General features: G+C 60.7%; 15 protein-coding genes. All 15 read left to right on the top strand.

The genetic code is table 11. The features are described from left to right. Nucleotides 1-712: ATP-binding protein (locus GPA_RS05790; RefSeq protein WP_041239162.1), on the top strand; the 712-nt coding region annotated here is incomplete at its 5' end. Between the two features lie 70 nt (nt 713-782). Then, a complete protein-coding gene (locus GPA_RS05785; RefSeq protein ID WP_015539258.1) occupies nt 783-2099 on the top strand; it encodes an adenylosuccinate synthase in 1317 nt (438 codons plus the stop codon). A 64-nt stretch (nt 2100-2163) separates the two neighbouring features. Then, nucleotides 2164-3453, top strand: a complete 1290-nt coding sequence (purD, locus tag GPA_RS05780; protein WP_015539257.1) for a phosphoribosylamine--glycine ligase — start codon at nt 2164-2166, stop codon at nt 3451-3453. A gap of 66 nt (nt 3454-3519) precedes the next feature. Continuing rightward, nucleotides 3520-4827, top strand: a complete 1308-nt coding sequence (locus GPA_RS05775) for a coproporphyrinogen III oxidase family protein (RefSeq protein ID WP_041239161.1) — start codon at nt 3520-3522, stop codon at nt 4825-4827. Nucleotides 4828-4950: 123 nt separating this feature from the next. Further along, a complete protein-coding gene (locus GPA_RS05770) occupies nt 4951-6555 on the top strand; it encodes a type II secretion system protein (RefSeq protein ID WP_015539255.1) in 1605 nt (534 codons plus the stop codon). A 249-nt stretch (nt 6556-6804) separates the two neighbouring features. Next, complete coding sequence (locus GPA_RS05765; protein ID WP_156790941.1) at nt 6805-13656, top strand: hypothetical protein; 6852 nt, start codon at nt 6805-6807, stop codon at nt 13654-13656. Between the two features lies 1 nt (nt 13657). Then, nucleotides 13658-14290, top strand: coding sequence for a hypothetical protein (locus GPA_RS05760; RefSeq protein ID WP_227115358.1), 633 nt, complete (start codon nt 13658-13660; stop codon nt 14288-14290). A 1-nt stretch (nt 14291) separates the two neighbouring features. Next, nucleotides 14292-14666 carry a hypothetical protein gene (locus GPA_RS05755; RefSeq protein ID WP_015539253.1) on the top strand — a complete coding sequence of 125 codons (375 nt, stop codon included), beginning with the start codon at nt 14292-14294 and terminating at the stop codon, nt 14664-14666. Between the two features lies 1 nt (nt 14667). Then, nucleotides 14668-15252 (top strand): prepilin-type N-terminal cleavage/methylation domain-containing protein, encoded by a 585-nt coding sequence (locus GPA_RS16720; RefSeq protein WP_015539252.1) that lies wholly within the window; start codon nt 14668-14670, stop codon nt 15250-15252. 16 nt (nt 15253-15268) lie between these two features. Further along, nucleotides 15269-16978 (top strand): GspE/PulE family protein, encoded by a 1710-nt coding sequence (locus GPA_RS05745; RefSeq protein ID WP_015539251.1) that lies wholly within the window; start codon nt 15269-15271, stop codon nt 16976-16978. Nucleotides 16979-16989: 11 nt separating this feature from the next. Beyond that, on the top strand, nt 16990-18048 hold the full coding sequence (locus tag GPA_RS05740; RefSeq protein ID WP_015539250.1) for a type IV pilus twitching motility protein PilT: 1059 nt from the start codon (nt 16990-16992) through the stop codon (nt 18046-18048). A 12-nt stretch (nt 18049-18060) separates the two neighbouring features. Then, nucleotides 18061-19272: a type II secretion system F family protein gene (locus GPA_RS05735; RefSeq protein ID WP_114568061.1), complete on the top strand. Its 1212-nt coding sequence runs from the start codon at nt 18061-18063 to the stop codon at nt 19270-19272. Nucleotides 19273-19402: 130 nt separating this feature from the next. Then, nucleotides 19403-19813, top strand: coding sequence for a prepilin-type N-terminal cleavage/methylation domain-containing protein (locus GPA_RS17335; protein ID WP_015539249.1), 411 nt, complete (start codon nt 19403-19405; stop codon nt 19811-19813). Nucleotides 19814-19913: 100 nt separating this feature from the next. Next, nucleotides 19914-20360 (top strand): hypothetical protein, encoded by a 447-nt coding sequence (locus tag GPA_RS05725; RefSeq protein WP_015539248.1) that lies wholly within the window; start codon nt 19914-19916, stop codon nt 20358-20360. A gap of 18 nt (nt 20361-20378) precedes the next feature. Beyond that, nucleotides 20379-21245, top strand: a complete 867-nt coding sequence (locus tag GPA_RS05720) for a prepilin peptidase (RefSeq protein ID WP_015539247.1) — start codon at nt 20379-20381, stop codon at nt 21243-21245. Nucleotides 21246-21250 lie beyond the last annotated feature (5 nt).

Below are 21250 nucleotides of genomic sequence, written 5' to 3'. Positions count from 1 at the left end.
CATCGAGCGCCAGCGCGCCCGTGCCGTCGAGCGCGCCGGCCTGCGCGACGGCGCCACCGTGGAGGACGTGGACGCCGCCATCGACCAGCGCACCAGGCAGCGCGTCGGCCTGTTGGAGACCAGCGAGAGCCTGAACCGCCGCTACGGCGAGCTGAAGCAGGAGCTCTCCCAAGCCAAGCACGCGCACCGATTCGACGAGTTGAAGCTGCGCTACCAGCAGGTGCGCACGCGCCAAGACGAGAGCGCCCAGGACTACGCCCGCCTGCTCCTGGCGAAGCGCATGCTGGAGGCCGCCATCGCCGCATGGGAATCGAAGAGCCAGCCCGAGGTGTACCGCCAGGCCAGCCGCCTGCTCTCGCTCATGACCGACGGGCGCTGGGTCAAGGTGGCCATGACGCCCGAGGGCCGGCTGCAGGTGATGGATGCGGTGAAGACGGAACGCGAGCCCGTGCACCTGTCGCTGGGAACGTGCCAGCAGCTCTACCTGGCGCTGCGCATCGCCCTGCTCATAACGGCCGACAACGTGGGCCGCTCCATCCCCATTCTGGCCGACGATATCCTGGTGAACTTCGATGCCCGGCGCCGCGTCGGCGCCGCCCGCGCGCTCGCCGAGCTGGCCCGCACGCGCCAGGTGATCCTGTTCACCTGCCATGAAGAAATAGTAGAGTCCATGCGCTCGGCCGATCCGGCGCTGAACGTTGTGGAACTGTAATATAATCATGAATCTGCGGATAGGTTGACGGCCCGGCGCGCAGGCGCGGGCGCGAAAGGATGCGAACCATATGCCCAGCACGGTACTCGTCGGCGCCCAATGGGGAGACGAAGGCAAAGGCAAGATAACCGACCTGATCGCACGCGAATACGATTTCGTCGTGCGCTACCAAGGCGGCAACAACGCCGGCCACACGGTCATCCACGGCGATAAGAAGCTCGCGCTGCACCTCATGCCCTCCGGCGTCATGTACGACCACGCGGTGCCGGTCATCGGCAACGGCGTGGTGGTGGACCCCGGCGTGCTCATCAAGGAGATGGCCATGCTGGAGGCCGAGGGCATCTCCTGCAAGAACCTCAAGATCAGCTGCGACGCGCACGTCATCATGCCCTACCACAAGGATTTCGACGGCGCGGACGAGAAGCGCCTGGGCGAGAACAAGATCGGCACCACGAAGCGCGGCATCGGCCCGTGCTACCAGGACAAGGCCGCCCGCAAGGGCATCCGCATCCAGGATCTGCTGGACGAGAAGATCTTCCGCCTGAAGCTGGAGACGGCGCTGGCGCAGAAGAACCCCGTGCTGCAGAAGATCTACGGTCTGCACACCTACACGGTCGACGAGATCTGCGAGGAGTACCTGCCCTACGCGCGCATCCTCAAGCCCTACATGGCCGAGACGGCCCAGCTGCTGAACGAGGGCCTGCGCGCCGGCAAGTCGATACTCTTCGAGGGCGCGCAGGGCACGCTCTTGGACATCGACCACGGCACATACCCCTACGTCACCAGCTCGTCGTGCTGCGCCGGCGGCGCCGCTACGGGCTCGGGCGTGGGGCCCACGGCCATCGAGCGCGTGCTGGGCATCCAGAAGGCCTACATCACGCGCGTGGGCGAGGGCCCGTTCCCCACGGAGCAGCGCTTCCCCGAGGACGGGGGCGTTGGCGAGGAGGCCGAGGTCGGCGAGACGCTGTGCGCGGTGGGCCACGAGTTCGGCGTGACCACGGGGCGCAAGCGCCGCTGCGGCTGGTTCGACGCCGTCATCGCGCGTTACGCCGCCGAAGTCAACGGCCTCACCGACGTGGCGCTTACGAAGCTCGACGTGCTCTCCGCCTTCGACACCATCAAGGTGTGCACGGCCTACGAGTGCGAGGGCAAGGTATACGACTACTTCCCCATGCAGCAGAGCGTGCTGTTCCACGCGAAGCCCGTGTACGAGGAGCTGCCCGGCTGGAAGGGCGTCGACATCACCGAATGCCGCACCTTCGAGGAGCTGCCCGAGAACGCGCAGCGCTACGTGGAGTATCTGGAGAAGATCACCGGCGTGCCGGTCAGCATCATCGCCGTGGGCCCCGATCGCGATCAAACCATCATGCGAGGGTGGGATCGCTAGCGCGCAACCGAATCGACGGAAAAATGTTTCACGTGAAACAACGCTGGTTTTGAAAGGAACGGCAATGAACATCTTGGTGTTGGGCGGCGGCGGCCGCGAGCATGCCATCGCGTGGTCGCTTGCGAAGTCCCCGCGCACGGACAAGCTCTACGTGGCCCCCGGCAACGGCGGCACGGCGGATATCGCGCGCAACGTGCCCGATCTTGCCGTCGAGGACGGCCGCGCGGTGCTGGCGTTCGTGGAGGAGCACGACGTGCAGCTCGTGGTCATCGGCCCCGAGGCGCCGCTCGTCGCGGGCGTGGCCGACGAGCTGCGCGAGGCCGGCATCGCCGTGTTCGGCCCCGATGCCCAGGGCGCCCAGCTTGAGGGAAGCAAGACGTTCAGCAAGCGCTTCATGGATGCCCACGGCATTCCCACCGCGCGCTACGGCAGCTTCGACGACCTCGAGGCGGCGCTGGGCTACCTGTCCGCGCTGGAGGCCCCGGTCGTGGTGAAGGCCGATGGCCTGGCGGCGGGCAAGGGCGTCATCGTGGCCGAGGACAAGGAGACGGCGGAAGAAGCCGTGCGCTCCTGCTTCGATGGCGCGTTCGGCCAGGCCGGCTCCACCGTGGTCATAGAGGAATGCCTCACCGGCCCCGAGTGCTCGCTGCTCGCGTTCGTGAGCGGCGGCAAGGCCCACTGCATGGCCACGGCCCAAGACCACAAGCGCGCCTTCGACGGCGACCGCGGCCCGAACACGGGCGGCATGGGCGTGTACTCGCCGGTGCCCATCGTGACGGCCGACGAGCTGGCCGCCATGCATGAGATCATGGAGCAGTCCGCGGCCGCCACGGCCACCGACTTCGCCAACGATTACCGCGGCGTGCTGTACGGAGGCTTCATGCTCACGCCCGAAGGCCCGAAGGTGCTGGAGTTCAACGCGCGCTTCGGCGATCCCGAGACGCAGGTCGTGCTGCCGCGCCTGGAGGCCGACCTCGTGGACATCGTGCTGGCCGTTGCGGAAGGCCGCCCCGACGACATCGAGCTGCGCTGGAGCGAGCAGTGGGCCGTGTGCGTGGTGCTGGCCAGCGAGGGCTACCCCGGCGCTTACGAGAAGGGCAAGGTCATCCTCGGCATCGAGGAGGCCGAGGAGCTGGAGGGCGTGACGGTGTTCCATGCCGGCACGGCCCGCAACGCCGACGGCGAGCTGGTCACGGCCGGCGGCCGCGTGCTCAACGTGGTGGCGCTGGGCGACTCGTTCGACGACGCCCGGGAGAAGGCCTACGAGGCCTGCAACCTCATCAACTTCGAGGGCAAGCAGTACCGCACCGACATCGGCAAGAAGGCCGCTGCCGGCCGCGAGGCTTGGAACTAACGACATCGGGGGTGTTCTTCGGGTCGCCCCCGCGTTTTTTGCGTCAAACGAGAAGAGGTCTTCGCATTGCTATCTGAACGTATGCTCACGGCGGTCGTCCGCCAGTGCACGAAAAGCTATCTGAAGCTGAACCCCACCGACGACGCACGGGTTCCCGCGCCGAAGCCGGGGCAGAAGTACATGCTGTACATGCACGTGCCGTTCTGCGAGCGGCTGTGCCCGTACTGCTCGTTCAACCGCTTCCCGTTCGCGGAGGATCGTGCGCGGCCGTACTTCGCCAGCATGCGCAAAGAGATGATGATGCTGAAGGAGCTGGGCTACGATTTCGAGAGCCTGTACGTGGGCGGCGGCACGCCCACCATCATGATCGACGAGCTGTGCGACACCATCGATCTGGCGAAGGAGACATTCTCCATCGCGGAAGTCTCGAGCGAGACGAACCCGAACCACCTCATACCGGCGTATCTTGACAAGCTGCAGGGCCGCGTGCAGCGCCTCTCCGTGGGCGTGCAGAGCTTCGACGACGGCCTGCTCAAGCAGATGGATCGCTACGACAAGTACGGCAGCGGCGCGGAGATCCTCGAGCGCATCGGCGAGGCCAGCCCCTATTTCACCTCGCTGAACGTGGATATGATCTTCAACTTCCCCGCGCAGACCGAGGACATCCTCATCAACGACATCGAGCGCGTGGTGGAGAGCGGCACGAGCCAGACGACGTTCTACCCGCTCATGGCCTCACCCAGCGTGGCGCGCCAGCTCGCCCGCACCGTGGGCCGCGTGGACTACACCCGCGAGCGCACGTACTACGAGATCATCAGCGAGCTCTTGGCCGGCGGCCCCGACCCCCTGTTCGAGCACGGCAGCGCCTGGACGTTCAACAAGCGCGGCACCGGCGCGGCCGGCGAGGACGCCATGATCGACGAGTACGTGGTGGACTACGAGGAGTACCCTGCCATCGGAAGCGGCGGCATCACGTACCTGGGCGACAACCTGTTCGTGAACACGTTCTCCGTGAACGACTACAACGCAGCCATCGCGGCCGGCCGCATGTCGCTCATGGGGAAGACCACGTTCAGCTTGCGCGATCGCATGCGCTACCGCTTCATGATGCAGCTGTTCGGCCTGCGCCTGGACAAGCGCCAGTTCGAGCGCGATTTCGGCTGCACCGTGGAGGCCGGCCTGCCCGTGGAGATGGCCTTCATGAAGGCATCGGGCGCCTTCGACCGCGACACTCGCGACGAGCTCACCCTCACCCCCAAGGGCCGCTACCTCATGGTGGTCATGATGCGCCAGTTCTTCATCGGCGTGAACAACCTGCGCGACCAAGCCCGCGCCGCCCTGGTAGGCGAGGAGAGGGAGCTGATATTCGGGTAGGCTCCTTCGTCCGCCGCTGCCTTTTCTCAATCGTGAATTGACCGTTTAGGAAACTTCCATTGATGGTAAGATGAAAGTTATCTTGCGGATCTGGCAAAAGCGGAAGCGAGGAAGAATCGGCAGATGGCGCGCCAGAAGCATACCGAGGGGTTCACGGTAGCCGAGCTGCTGACCGTCGTGGCTATCCTCGCCATCCTCGCGGCTATCGTGGGAGTGTCGGTGGCCAACTATCTGCGCAACCTCACGCTCACCGAATACGACAATGCCGCGAAGTCGATCTATATTGCCGCGCAGAACAACCTTGCCGACCTGCAGGCGTCGGGCGAATGGGACGCGAACAAGAACGGTGTGTATACCGGTAAGGCAGAGGTTGCCGGCGAGAAGGCCGCCGAGCCAACGGCGCAGCGCACCGATGACAATAATGAAACCCAAGATGACGGATTGCATTATTTCTACGTGACTGCCGAGTTCGCCCGAGAAAGCGGGATGCTCCCTCAAGGAACCGTTGATGCCGATGTTTGGAATCAGGATTTCATCATCGAATATTGCTACGAAACCGCCACGGTTTACGGCGTGTTCTATACCGAGGAGTCCCCGACGTCTCTGAACGGGTTTTACGAAAAGGGCAAGCAGGATATCGATATTCGCAGCAAAGAAGAACGTAAGAAATCGGGAAGTGTTCTTGTCGGCTACTACGGAGGAGCCGCGGCTCGCAATCTCGATCACGTCGAGCTGAAAGCTCCCTCGCTTGCCGTGATGAACGGCCATATTCTGGTTACCGATTCCAATTTGGACAAACACCTTCTCGACTGGGGCACTTATCAGATTCTCACCATAGTTGGGGAGAAGGAAACGATTATGCTGCGTCTGTCGGCCCCTACTTTCAACGAAGCCAAAGTCGACGTCTACCGCAAAGCGGGCAGCACCTTCACTCGGGTTGAGGTAGCCGCTGACGCAAGCTTCTGCACGTTGAGGGAGAGCCCTTCGAACGAGGGTTTTCTTCCGAAGAACACCTACAGCGTTGATATCGCTGCCTTGCAAGCTGCGATTGAGGGCGTGGTTGGTCAAGATCCTTTGGGGTTCGCATCCAACGAGATCGTCGATTTGAAGTCGAAAGGCAGCAGCAACAAGGTGCTTTGCCGTTCGGTATACGGCTATGCCCAAGGCACCTGGGCCGCCGCATCGGAGGACCTTATCTTCACTTCGAACATCATGGCCGATTGGCAGACGGAAGCGACTATCGACGCGTATGTGACCGACGATGATTACAAAGTGTCCGACCAGAAAGGCAACAAAACCGGGTGCGATGTGGAGATATCTCTAAGCAACTTCTACGATGACGATACCGTGTCCGACAATAAGCTTTGCTACTCCCTATTGATGTGGGGCAGCGGCACATGGGGGTATGTCCCCGAGGTCGCCGTACATGAAGGAAACAACGGCCAAGGCGAGGGACAGGGAAGCCCGGTAAACCCCCAGGATGGTTACTATTATTTTAAAAACACGTCCGACACCCAGTACCTCACTTTGACGCTCCCTTGGGCAGATCTTGCAAAAGCGAAAGAAGGAGTAACGTACAAAGTTCTTATAACGGCGTATAAGGTGGATAGTCGTGGCCAGATGGCCACGCCTAAAAAGACGCTATCCATAACCATCAACGTTCACAAAAGCGATTATTCCAACTACTACTACGTGACCGATTCCCCGGTTCGCTCTACGCGGAAGTGACCATGCTCGTTGGCGTTGTCTCTTCTCCGGACATTACCTGTCCGGCTGGGGTATACCCTGACGCCTCGAGCCTTTTGAAGATTGAGAAGAAAAGCACGAATACCTATCACATAGCTGATCGGCTCCCTGATCAGAGCAGTTATTCCATCAAGTTCTTCAAAGCCAACCCCTCTGAAGATTATTCTAAAGACAAGAATGCTTTTGACAGTTCGGCATCAGGCATCGCAGTTCATGAAGGTGCTCTCTGACATGTCAGCCGAGAGAACATACTCAAACTATTTCCGGCCAGCCTTGTTGGTTGTGCTTATCCTCGGAGCCGTCTTTGCCCTTGCTTCTACCCTGGCGTTTTCTAGCGTTTCTGCCCGTGCCGATGACGGCCGGTTTGCTGGTGGAACCGGCACGGCAAACGATCCGTACCAGATAGCCACGGCGGCCCAACTTGAGAATCTGGCTAATTGGGTCAACGATGGGAAATCGTCAAACAAAGATCACTATGTGCTCGTTGCCAATATTGATCTAAAGGGAAGTTCATATTCGGCAAACAATACCGTCATTGGCTATGCGGACTCGTTCAAGGATGCAAGCACGCATGGCTTCAAGGGAACGTTCGATGGCAATGGCTACACCATCAAGAACCTGAATGTGGACCTGTCGAAGGTGACGGCCAAGGGCGGAACGGTGACCGTGGGGCTTTTCGGAGCGGTTCAAAACGCCACCATCAAGAACCTCAATCTCCAGGATGTCGTATTCGTGGGTGCGGTGCCCAACGCGGTGTCTTACGATATTGCGGTAGGGTGCTTGGCGGGCGCGGTTTTCGGTAAGACCGTCATAGATCATTGCAGCGTCATGAACGGCTCCATAACCGAGAACACAACCGGAGCAGGAACGGCCACGAAGCTCTACTCGTTCGGCGGCTTGTTGGGCGATGCCTACACGACGGGCGAGACGGCTTTCGCTTCGGTGACAAACTGTAGCATCGATTGCGAAATCACAGCGTTCGGTGGGCACAGTAGCCAGTCCTATGTGGGCGGCATTGTCGGTCGGGGGCGCGTGAACAGCAACGACAACCGATGGCGTGCAGTCGAAGTCGGATTGAGTGCCTTCACGGGAACACTAAAAGGCAACGGTTACAATGCCCCGATAATCGCAGGTGTACGCCGCGGAGCAAGCGAGAGCGCCGCGACGGGGACGGCTATCGCCCGAGCGGTAGACTTCAACAAGTGCTTCTATCGGTTCTCCGCTTACGACCTTGAGGGCAAGAGCCCCAATCCTGCCTACAACCCAACCGAAAGCGACGCCCCCGACGCAAAGAACGTTGTCCAGGCAGACCCTGGCGACTCGGGCGAAGACACTTCGCCGGCGTTTGGGAACTCGACCGAAGGCGGCGAATCCGTATCCGTCGATCCCGAAGCAGAAAACCCAGCCTCCGAGGATGCCATGGCCGACGGCCTTCAATCCGGCAATCAATCACCGGATGCCGAGGCGGGCAGTTCTCCGTCCGGGGCCTCCAACGGCGATGCTCGAAGTGCCGACGGCGGCACGGCTTCCGGAAACGCCGCCGCCAGCCCATCTTCCAGTGATTCGTCAGCCGGCAGTCGTGCGCTGACCGGCGGTGCGGCAGAGGAATTCGTGTACAACAAGGATGGTTCTTACGTATGGGGAGACGCGCGTGAAAGCGCCTACTACGATGACGCCTCCCACGAATCTGCCCGCGCCGCACTTGAAGACAGTGGAAAGGCAAAATGGCGTTCGGCGTCCAAAAACAACAGCCAAGTGCTCGTGCTCGATATGAGAACCCCCGGGATCTCGCTCGGTGAGCCGCACGATGGCTATTACTACCTTGTTGAAGGATTCTTCGGGCTTTACAACGGAGAGACGAACGGTGCGTTGGAAAACCCTGTTTGGAGCTCCAACGTTATTAAAGAGCCAAGTCCGCACGTTGGCCTTTCGACTGCCGAGAGCGTGGTGACGCTCACCTACGGTCCGGTAGACAGTCGCAAAATGGTATCGTGCACCATACCTGCCCTGAGCGGAGTATCTGTATCCGTTCACCGGGTTGAGGACGATCAGGGAAAGGTGATCCGTCTTAACGCAAGCGTAGAAGGCGGGGAGAGCTGGGGTCTTGCGGAAGGCGATTTTGCCTACACGTGGTATAAGGGCGATTCGGCTGAAGGGAAGAGCGTCGGCCAGGGAAGCTCGTTGGATGTCGCGGGTTTCACTGACAAGGCGAACTTCACCGTGAAGGCGGTTCTTACGGCGAACAACGAGGTTGCCTATACGGCCACCGGCTCGAACTACGGACGTACCGTATACGTCGACGAGAACAAGGGGGACGATATCGCCAACGGCAAAACCCCGGGTACTGCCGTAAAAACCATCTCGCAAGCCTACGAGCTGCTTGACGAACAGGGCACTGCCGAATCGAACGTCATCGTTGTCATCGGCAAGTATACCGACAATAGCTACGGCGTTGAGCCAGCGCACAATGGACAGCCGAATGCCTTCTACAAGCCGGCCACCATCACCGGATACGACGCGCTCAACCCAACCCTCAACACAGGTCAGAGTGCTTTCAGTGGCGATGACGCCCGATTCAACGATTATGCTGTCTTGTCTTGGGGAAACAGCGAAACGGTTGGCCAAAGGGGCAAGTTCCTTTACGCAGAGACTATCGTGAAGGATATTGTTTTGTCAGGTGGCACTTATGAGCTCGGTTACGTGTACTGCCAGGGAAACGACCTCACTATCGAGCAGAACGTCAAGATGTCTGGCTATGGCGAGGCAAGCATAGAAGGTTTCGGTCTCCTTTCCAAAACCAAAGTGCCAAACTTTCATGTGGTCGGCGGTTATCTTGACAAGAAAGATCGGGCTACCGGGCAGAACCCCGACGATGTGTGCGATATCACCATCAGGGGCGGTTGCTATGCCCGCATCCTTGCCGGTAGCCGCAACACCCAGGTAAACGAAGGCAGCCGCAACACGTTCGGGACCGAAGGCGACTACTTCAAGTCGAATATCGTTGTCGATATCCAGCAAACGTCACGCGGTACGTACAATTGCGATGTGGGCATGCTGTGCGGAGGGCAGACGGACGGTTCGCTGTACGCGGCGTCGAAGGTCACTTTGAATGCCGGCTATGCAAAGCTGCTCCTTGGGTCGAGCATCGGCTTCAACCGTTCGACCGGCGATGCGGCCTTCCCCAACAACGACTTCATCGGCTTGGTCGATGTCACGGTCAACGGGGGTTCGGTCGACCAGCTGTACGGAGGTTGCCTCGGGCGCTGGCGCGATACGGCGGATCAAAAGCTGGGCATCGACTCTGCATTCAAGCGCTCCGACGCCATCCGCAGAACCGAGCACCTGTCCGAGACGCAGGCCGATATTCGCATCACCGTAAACGGCGGTGTGATCAACCCTGGTGCAGGTGCGGCTGGGGCGGTGTTCGCTTGCGGCGCGGGAGGCACAACAGGCACCCTTCTCGACCCGGTTGCAACAGCGATCGAGGTCAACGGTGGCACTGTCAAGGGCTCGGTGTACGGCGGTGGCGACGGCAAAACCACCACAGGCGACCAATACAAAGCCTCTGCAACGGCAGGGACCCTTTTCGGGGAAACGCGCGTGGCAGTCAACGGCGGTGTTATCGAAGGAAGCGTCTACGGCGGAGGGGCCGGCACGTCGGCATATCTCGGCAATGCCGAGAAACGTGCCCTCGCCCAGGTTTTCGGAAACACCGAGGTTGCGGTGTCCGGAGGAACCGTGACGGACAGCGTGTTCGGCGGCGGCAGCGGTATCGAAAGCGAGGATGCGCCTCATATGGCGCGCGTCACTGGCACTACCCGCGTGCTGGTATCAGGGGGCTCCATAGGGGGAGACGTGTACGGCGGAGGCAGCCTGGGCGCCGTGGGCGAAGGATCGGCAACCGGCACCGGAATGCTTCCCTACGCCGTTACCTCCCCTGGTTCCACCACGGTCATAGTAAGCGACGGCTCGGTGTCGGGCAGCGTCTTCGGCGGCGGAAAGGGCTTCGGGCAAGGAACACTCGATCAGGCTTTGGTCAAAGGCGCCCTGTTCGGCTGGTCGACCGTCAAGGTGTACGGTGGTTCCATAGGCAATGACGTGTTCGGCGGCGGCAACGAGAGCAGGACCTATGCTCCCATCTCCAACGGAGTGGCGCAGCGAGCCGCCACGGTTATCGTCAACAGCACCAATGGGAAGATCATTGTGCAAGGGGAGTCGGACGAGGCGAACGCTGGCAAGGTTGTAGCGGAAGAGGGCGAGGGCACTCGCGTCGAAGACGACCTCGTGGGCATCGATACGTCTTCCCATACCATGCGTACGGTCGATTTGGGCGGATCGGTGTTCGGCGGCGGCAACCGCAGCAAGCTTTCCGGTTCCCAGCAGGCAAACGATTACACGGTGTACGGCGATACCAACGTGTTCATCAAAGGCTCGGGTGTGGGTTTCGTCGGGGAGAGCGGCGGTGTGTACGGCGACGGTAACGTGAGCAAGACTTACGGCACGCGGCGCATCACGCTCATCGACTTCAAGAACGAGGGCGCGAATGCCGACCCTCTGAAAGTGTTCTATTCGCTGCAACGTGCCGACCGGGTTGTTATGAGCAATTCCAAGGTGTATACAAGGGGTGCGCTCGATAGGGTGAACGCCGTCGATACAGCCCAGTATGCCGTTAACCGCGTACAGGCCCTCAAACTCTATGATGGGTCGACCGTCCAGCTCGATACTGTGGTCAACGGCTTGGGTTCGATATGGAGCGATGTCGAGAGCGGGCGCAATTTCCGCAGCGAGAGCTGGAGGAAGGACGAGCTGGAGGAGTATCGCAAAGCCTGTGAAAACGGGGAACCGTGGACCAGCCGCAACCCCGACGGGTCTGGCGGTACCACCTACCCGTCCCTGAACGCGATAGTCTTGAACAACGGAAAACAGCTCGATGTTGCCTATACCGACGACGAGTTGCCTTCAACTGGGAAGTATGGCCAGGTAACCGGCCTGTTTACGCTGTCGTTGCTGACACCTGCCTTTGACGAGGGCGGAGCATTCGTGCTGGGCGCAACCGGTTCGGAAACGCGGTACACCAGCTCCGATAGCACCGGTCACTTCGCTTGCGTGACGAAAGATGCCGAAAACGGCTCCTACCTCGATTTGCTCACCGAGCAGAAGAAAGATTATCGCCTCTGGTATATAAAGGGACACGATTATCAGTACGACGTCACCCTCAAAGGATACACCACCGGCAACACCACGGTATCGGCGCAGGTGTGGTTGCCGGTAGATCGCGTCGAGGATGATGATGAGGCGTATCTGATGTTCGACACAAGCGACGGTCGGCAGATCAGCATTCCCGATACTCTGAACCTCAGAGAAGAAGGGGCTATACTCGACAAGAATCAGATGCAATTGCGTGTGGACGTGAATGCCGATACGGACGATTCGGATAATTCTCCTTACTACTTTACCAAGGCAGGCGAAGCTCCTAACAGCGAGTTCGAATATGAGAACGATGACACGCTCGTGCCGGTGACGTTGAGCATGACCCTGGGCCCCACTATGAAGGCTTCCAACGGAAGCGTGGTTTCGTTCTGGCTCAAAGACGCGAACGATGAGGGGAACAGCTACAAGTTCACGGTTCGCATCATCATTGAGCTCCCCGCCTCGGACGGCTATGCCATCAAGCGCTACGATAAGATCTACGGCGATGTTCCGTTTGGGAGCGACGTGGCTATTACGAGCCGAAGCGCGTACACCACCGAATTCGTCAGCACCTACAGCCCCGCAGCCTATTCGGACAAGTCCTGGTCGATCATCCCGTATTGGGATAAGAATATTGCCGAAACTCCTGCGGGCTACAATGGCGACCAATTGGAGTGGAGCAGCCAGTTCAATGCCGGATTGAAAATCACCATGGTCGATCTCACCAATGCGAGCAGTCCTCAGTATTATTACTATGAATGCAAAGGTGGGGAAACAGAGATAGATCTCGATTCGTTTGCCAAATTAAACGGAGACGGGGTGTTTAGCACCACCAAAACCAGCAATACGGTTATTCGCGAGAAGCTGGTGTTCGTCGTTGATTACGAAAACGCGAGCGAGCAGCCCTATTATAAAAATAAATATCTCATGCTCAAGCACTCCTACAACCACGGTGCAAACGACATCCTCCGCTACACCGAATACAACGACGACGGCAACGTGTCCGCCGAGCACTATGCACCTGCCGTGCAGCAGGAGATTGAGTACGAAAACAATCTAGGAGAAATGGGCATAGATCATGTGAAGCTTATGCCCGCGGGTACTTCTACCAGTTCCGACTTCTTGTACGACACTTACAATTTCACCTATGAACTTGCTTTGCGAACCGATGTGGTGAATACCCGCTTTGCTGACAACGATTTTGCCGTTGCCTTTAATACAAGCGGGGCGGTGAATCTACCTCTAGGTAGCTATTTTACTGTCGAAGACTCTGCCGGCAATCTCGTTGACATACGGTACATTCGGCTGGGATCCGACTGGTCAGATCGCTCGTATATCGTCGCAAATATCAAGACAGCAGGGACGTACCGTGTCACGCTGCATGTATCACGCTATCTGTCTTTTGGTCGCTTTACGGCTGCCGATCTCTATTTGGTTGCTGATTTGTTCTCGGCTGCGGATGGCTTTTATCCCTATAGCGGTAATATTCTCAAGGATGAAACAAGGAGAGAGGCTTATTTTTCGGTTTATAACAAAGTTCCCAATATTTCGTACAATTTGAAGCTTACCGATATAACGTCCTCGGGCTTGCTAGTAAGCGCGAATCTCGAAGCTTTCAAGTATGGTCCCGTTCAGGTTGAGGATCTAGCGCCGACGAACGGGCTGACCGTCTTTCGTAAGTTGAAGGGCGATGCTTCCGGGATCGTGAACGTGACCGAGAACGTTACTCCTTCCCAAGGCAAGGCGCTAGTAGATATGTGGCATCCCGCCAACGAGAGTAGAAGTCCAATCGTTTATTTCACGCTCACCGACACCGTTCCGGCGCCGGGGACCTATGAGTACACGTTCCTCTATGGAACTACCTTCGAGACCAAGACGGTGACGGTTAGCTAGCATGAGGTCGTATGCGTCTACATACCGTGCTTTGGACGAACGCGGCGCGTCCATCCTCATTGCGCTGCTGTTCTTCCTCGTGTGCGCCTTGGTGGGCGGCGTGGTGCTCACGGCTGCCTCGGTGGGCACGGGGCAGCTGGTGGACTATGAGAAAAGCCAGCAGGCCTATTACTCCACCACGTCGGCGGCGGAGCTGCTGCGCGACGAGATCGTCGATGGCACCTGCACCATCTCGGGCGACGTTTACGAGTGCTCGCTTGCCGACGGGAACGCTAGCATGCAAGAGTACCTTGCCGGAGCGGTGAAGGCGGTCAACATTGCATTGCCCGCAGCTGCTCTGTCGACGCCCCAGCCTTCGGCCTCTGCGCAGTTCAAGGTGAACGCCCCCGTTGGTGCGGCCGATATGGTTGCCGTGTCCGCCCAGTTCACCATGGGGGGCGAAAAGGCCAACAACCCCTTCGACATCCGCATAGCGTTCTCGCCCGCTTCCTATGATGGTGCCGTGGGCAACTACCAAGTGGTGCTCACCATTCCCGCGTCGTGCCTTTACGATGAAACAGGCACCACGCTCCAAAAAGTTACCTGGAAAGACGCCATGATAACCAAGACCGAGCGCACCAAGGTGGACGGGTAACATGGGCTGCCGCAAGCGCAAAATCGCCACCCTACGCTCCACTGCCGGCGAAACCATCACCGAGGTGCTGGTGGGCGTTCTGATAGTGGGCCTGGCAACCGTGGTTCTGGCAACGATGATAAACGTTGCCACGCAGGTGTCGCTCACCAGCACCGCCGCGCTGCAAGGTGCCTATGAGCAGACGGGCGGCATCGACGCCGCCACGGGCTCCGCTTCGGCGGCTTCCCGGGCGCAGGTGGTCGGCACGAGTTCCAGCTGGGACGGGTCGCTCTCTTGGGAGCCGCAGGTGCAGCTGATCACTTCCAACGACAGCGACGCCAACGGTTATTCGTTCCAGCGCTACGAGCTGCCCGAACCGGCCCAAGGAGGGAACTAGCATGCGCGCGCCGCGTACCGCGAGGGCGCTGCGGGCAGACGATGGCTTCACCCTCGGCGAGGTGCTGGTCACGGTGCTGCTGGTGGGGCTGCTTACCTTGGCCGTGGCGGCGGGCATCGGCGTGGCCGTGAAAGCATACGGCAGCATCAAGCAGGCCACCGAGGCGAACGCGCTCATGGGCAATGCCGTCACGGCCGTGCAGGACGAGTTGCGCTTCGCCTACGATGTTGAGGCAGTGAGCGGCGCGAGCTCGGGCGTCGGCCCTGTCTACGCTTTCGACAGCTCGGTGCGCGGATACCGCCTCTACTTGGCGAACGACGCGAACACCATAACGGTGAATGGCGTGAATGCCGCCAACCCTGAAGGCACGGCAGACCCCTTACCTGGCACCGTGGATACCGTAGCCGCTCTGCCCCTCTTGAACACCGACACCTCCGGCACGGGCGCATCAGTCCAGCTCGATTCGCTCACTTGGAACCCCGACCCGGCAGGCGGAGGCCTCTGGGCGTTCTCCCTCACCGTCTCCAACGGCGACTACGAAGCTCAATCGAAAACGATAACCGTGCGAACCGTCAACAACTGGTAGGAAAGGACCCACCTGCATGGCGTACAAGCGACTGGGGGACATGCTCCTCGACAGCGGCTACATCACCACCGATCAGCTCACCACGGCCCTGTCGCTGCAGAAGGACAGCGGCATGCGCCTGGGCGAGACGCTCATCGACGCGGGCTACATCACCGAGAAGGAGCTCATCGACGTCCTGTGCATGCAGCTGGGCATCGACTTCATCGACCTCACGAACGTCATCCTTCCCACCGACCTCACGCAGACCATCCCCAAGAACATGGCGAAGAAGTACAACATGGTACCGGTGAAGGCCACGCCCGACGAGGTGTTCGTGGCCATGAGCGACCCCATGAACTTCATCGCCCAGGAGGAGGCGCGCACGGCCACGCGGCGGCGTATCGTGCCCATGGTGTCCACGAAGCTCGCCATCGAACGTGCCATCATGCAGCTCTACGGCAACGAGGGCGCCGCCCGCGCCATCGAGGACATGCGCACCGAGGCTGCCAACTCCACGGCCACCGGCACCGATGCCACCGACGTGCGCTTCGCCGGCACCACGCTCGACGCCGAGGACGAGGCGCAGAGCGCGCCCACCATCCGCCTGGTGAACTCCATCATCGAGCGCGCCGCCACCGAGCGCGCCTCCGACGTGCACTTGGAGCCGCGCGAAGGCGACCTGCAGGTGCGTATGCGCATCGACGGCATCATGCGCAACGTGCTCACCGTGCCGCGCGACCTGCAAAGCAGCGTCATCTCGCGCCTGAAGATCATGGGCGGCATGAACATAGCCGAACGCCGCGTGCCGCAGGACGGCCGTGCCAACGTGCGCATCAAGAGCCGCGACATCGACCTGCGCCTGTCCACCTTGCCCACCATCTACGGTGAATCGGTGGTCGTGCGCCTGTTGGACAAGAGCTCGCAGCTGCTCGACCCGAAGGGCATCGGCCTCTACGGCGAGAACCTGGACAAGTACCATCGCCTCATCCACTCCAACAACGGCGTGCTGCTCATCGCGGGCCCCACGGGCTCGGGCAAATCGTCCACCATGTACACCATGATCCGCGAGCTCAACACCGAGCAGGTGAAGCTCATCACCTTGGAAGACCCGGTTGAGTACAACATCGACGGCATCAACCAGGTGCAGATCAACGAGAAGACGGGCCTCACGTTCTCCAGCGGCCTGCGCTCCATCCTGCGCCAGGACCCTGATATCGTGGCCGTGGGCGAGATCCGCGACGGCGAGACGGCCGAGATAGCCATGCGCGCCGCCATCACCGGCCACCTGGTGCTGTCCACCATCCACACCTACGACTCGCTGTCCACCATCGACCGTCTGCTGGACATCGGTGTGGAGCCGTACCTCATCTCGTCCGGCCTGCGCGGCATCGTGAGCCAGCGCCTCGTGCGCCGCATCTGCCCGCACTGCCGCGAGGAATACCAGCCCTCCGCTGACGACCTGGACCTGCTGGGCCTTTCCGCAGCCAGCGGCGAGAAGTTCTACCACGGCAAGGGCTGCCCGCTGTGTTTCCACACCGGCTATCGCGGCCGCACGGGCGTGTTCGAGATTTTGGTGATCGACCGCGAGCTGCGCCGCGCCATCGCCGAGAATGCCGGCCGCGATGCCATTCGCATGCTGCTGGAGCGCGCCGACTTCGCCACGCTTTCCGCCAGTGTTATAAAGCTCGTGCATGATGGCGTGACCACCGTCGAGGAAGCCACCCGCACCATCAACACCTTGGAGTAGGAGAACCGCCCATGTTGAAATCGGCCGAAGAACTGGTAGCGCAGGCTCACGAGGCTGGAGCTTCCGACATCCACCTGGTGTGCGACCTGCCGCCCAAGTACCGCATCGACGGCAGGCTCGAAACCATGCCGGGCTGCGAGCCCCTCACGCACAAGCAGTGCGAGATGTACGCGCAGGAGCTGTCCGGCAAAGGATACGACTCCATCAAGGATTGCGGCGAGCTCGACCTGGCGCACACCATCGCCGGCGTGCGCGTGCGCATCAACCTCTTCCGCCAGAAGGGGAGCGTGAGCGCGGCGCTGCGCCTGTTGTCCGACGTCATCCCGCCGCTCGACGAGCTGGGCCTTTCCCCGGCGGTGTTGGACTTCCCCCGCCTGCAGCGCGGCATCATCCTGGTGACGGGCGAGACGGGCTCCGGCAAGTCCACCACCATGGCGGCGCTGCTCGACCAGATCAACCACACGCGCACCGACCATATCATCACGCTGGAAGATCCCGTGGAGTACGTGCACACGCCCGACCAGTGCGTCATCAACCAGCGCGAGATAGGCACCGACACCGCCAGCTATGCCGATGCCCTGCGTGCCGTGCTGCGCGAGGACCCCGATGTCATCCTCATCGGCGAGATGCGCGACCTGAACACCATCGAGACCGCGCTCACTGCCGCCGAGACCGGCCACCTGGTGCTGGCCACGTTGCATACGAACTCGGCGGCCGACTCCATCGACCGCATGGTGGACGTGTTCCCCGAGGGCCTTCAGCGCCAGATTCGCATGCAGGTGTCCACGTGCCTTCATGCCGTGCTGAGCCAGCAGCTGGTGCGCAGGCGCGGCGGCGGGCGCGTGCTGGCGGCGGAACTCATGATCGTGACGCCTGCCATCCGCAACCTCATCCGCGAGGGCAAAACGCCCCAGATAGCCAACGCGCTGGCCACGTCGGCATCGGTGGGGTCCATCACCATGGACAACGCGCTGATCAACCTGTTCAAGCGCAATTTTATCGATGCTCAAACCGCCATTGACGCGGCGCACGACGTGGAGTACGTCACCAAGAGCACGAGCCGTTTCTAGGAAGGCAGAACCGTGGCCGTTTTCAAATACGAGGGGATGTCGGCGTCCGGGCAACGTGTTTCCGGCGTGGTGGAGGCGTTCGACGAGTTCGAGGCGCTGGAGAAGGCGAAGGCGTCGTGCCGCGTGGTGAGCAAGGTGGCGCAGGTGAAGGAGCGCCCGAACTTCCTGACGATGGAACTAGGCTCCGGCAAGATCAAGCCGAAGGTCATCGCCATCATGTGCTCGCAGTTCTCCATCATCGTCGGCACCGGCATGGGCATGGCCAAGAGCGTGAGCTTGGTGGCCGAGCAGACGTCCGACAAGGGGCTGAAGGCCATCCTGCAGGAGGTGGCCGAGGATGTGGCGGCCGGCCACAGCCTGGCGAACAGCTTCGAGAGCAAGGGCGGCGCCAAGCTGCCCGTCCTGTTCTACGAGACCATCCGCGCCGGCGAGCAGGCGGGCACGCTCGACCGGAGCTTCGACACGCTGCACAAATACTACGACAAGCACAGCAAGACGAAGGCGAAGGTGGCCCAGGCCGTCACCTATCCTATTTTCGTCATCATCATAGCCATCGTGGTGGTGGCGGTGCTCATGGTTATGGTCATCCCCACGTTCAAGGATATCCTGTCCAGCTACGACACGGAAATGCCGTTGGCAACGCAGATACTCATCAACGCGAGCGACTTCATGGCGGCGAACATCCTGTGGATCATCCTGGTGCTGGCGGCGGCGGTCATCGGCGTGAAGCTGTGGACCAAGACGGAAAAGGGCCGCGCGATGTGGGCCACGTTCAAGCTGAAGCTGCCGGCCGTGGGCAAGGTGGCGCAGCTGTCGAACGCCGCGCAGTACGCCAACACCATGTCCACGCTGCTCACGTCCGGCCTGCAGATGACCCATGCCGTTGATATCACGGCGAAGGTGTTGGACAACTACGTGATAAGCCAAGGTGTTGGTAAGATGACGGCGAAGCTGGAGGAGGGCAAGCAGCTGGGCGAGTGCATGGAGGACGTGCCGTTCATGCCGCGTCCGCTGGTTGAGATGGCGGTGGTGGGCGAGGAGACGGGCGCGCTGGAGGAGACGCTGGCCACCATGGGCGCGTTCTACGACGACGAGACCGACCGCGCCACGCAGAAAGCGCTCTCGAAGCTGGAGCCGGGCATCCTGATATTCATCGCGTTATTTGCAGGTTACATAGTCATTGCGCTATACTTGGCGATGTTCTCGATCTACTCGGGAATGTAGGTTTGAAATGGGATTTCATAGTGTTTTCGTGGGGTAATGGGCGCCGAGAAGTCGCCGCTGGGGCAGTGAGGACGGCCGCAAAGAGCGGCCTCAACAAGAAGCTCGAACGAGCTTCGAGAAGGAGAGAATTATGAAGCAGATGATTCAACGCATGCGGGAGGAGAAAGGCGGCTTCACCCTCGCCGAGCTGCTCATCGTAGTCGCCATCGTGGCCGTGCTGGTCGCTATTGCGATCCCGGTGTTTACTGGGCAATTAGCTGAGGCTCAAAAGCAGACGGATGCTGCCAATATACGAGGCGGGTATGCAACAGTATCGGTTGAGGTTTTGGACGATAACCTTACTGCGGACACTTGGTATGGATTGAACGCAGATGGCTCCGTGGTTGAGAAAGCTGATGGCGACTTTGCGTGTCAAGGCGAAAGTGGCACAGGTGGAATGAGCGTGGGCGGCTCGACTGTGACTTGGGAAAAAGGCAACAAGATTTATTACACTTACAGTGCTGCAAATGAAAAAATCACCCCTTCGACCAGTCATTCTTAGGCATAATTTTAATATTTATACATTTTTGCAATAAATAAAGGGCCGTTTTCTAAGCGGCCCTTTATTTCATTAAGGATCTCGTTGAGTTGCTTATTTCACCATGACCCCCCTCACCAACACCCAAGGCCTCTCTCGTATCGAAACCGTCTCCATCGTCGGTATCGCTTGCTTCGCCGTGGTGCTGCTACTGGCGCTCGGCTCGTACATGCTCTCGCTCATGCAGCAGGGCAACGATGCCAACGCGCTCAACACGGCCCAGGGAGTTGCCGCCGTCGAGGCGGCCGGCGGCTGCCTCGTGCCCGGGTGTTCCGGCGGAAATGACGCCGCCCATCGCAAGCATCTGCAACCCGACGGCGCCAACGTCGCCTACTACGCCAAGGGTGCGAACACGCTCGTGGCCGACCCGCCCGCCGGCTACAACGAGGGCGACACCCTCGTGGTCGACGGCAAGGAGCAGCACGTCGAGCGCGGCACCATGATCATCGAGGCCACCGCAAGGGACGGCCAGGCCGTCTGTGCCTGGGTTGCCGCCCCCGAGCGCGGCTAGCGTGGCGAAAGGCCCTCCATGCAACTAACCGACCTCGCAATTCTCTCTCCCGTATGGCCTATCTTCTTCCTGCTGGTAGCTGGGCTGCTGGGCGCGTGCCTGGGCAGTTTCGTCAACTGCCTGGCGTGGCGGCTCGTGCACGGCGAGAGCGTGTGGAAGGGCCGCAGCCACTGCGCCGTGTGCAACCACCCCCTTGCACCGCTCGACTTGGTGCCCGTGCTCAGCTGGCTCTTCCTCAGGGGCCGCTGCCGTTACTGCGGCGAGCGCATCGCGGCGCGCTATATGGCGGCCGAGCTCCTCTGCGGCCTCTTCTTCATGAGCATGGTGGCCGTCTACGGACTGACCGTCCACGCGCTCGCGTTGTGCGCGCTCGGCTGCATCCTTCTGGGCCTGTCGCTCGTGGACCTGGAGACCTACACCATTCCCAACGGCTTCATCATCGCCGGCATCGCGGCGTGGGCCGTCTCGTTCGCCTTTTACGGCGTGGACCTCTCCGCCATGGGCTTGGGCTCGCTCATGCTGGCGTTCGCCGGCTCGCCGCTTGCGGCCGTGCTGCTGGACGGCTTGCTGGGCGCGTTCGTGGTGGCCGGCTGCCTGCTTGCGCTGTCGCTCGTGTTCGACAAGGTCATGGGGCGGCGCAGCCTGGGCGGCGGCGATGTCAAGCTCGTGTTCATGGTGGGGCTGTTCCTGGGCCTTGCGGGCAGCGTGCTCAACCTCATCGTCGCCTGCGTGGTGGGCATCGTGTTCGCCTACGCCACCCAGAAGCGCCGCCAAGATACCAACGACCCGCAGGCGTTCCCCTTCGGCCCCTCCATCGCGCTGGCCACCTGGTTCACCCTCGCCCTCGGCCCGCAGCTTATCGCATGGTACCTGGGGCTGTTTTAACGTCT

The organism is Gordonibacter pamelaeae 7-10-1-b (assembly GCF_000210055.1).
In the GTDB taxonomy this organism is placed as follows: Bacteria; Actinomycetota; Coriobacteriia; order Coriobacteriales; family Eggerthellaceae; genus Gordonibacter; species Gordonibacter pamelaeae.
Note: the sequence above shows the minus strand (reverse complement) of the source record. Positions and strands in the feature narration are given on the sequence as shown.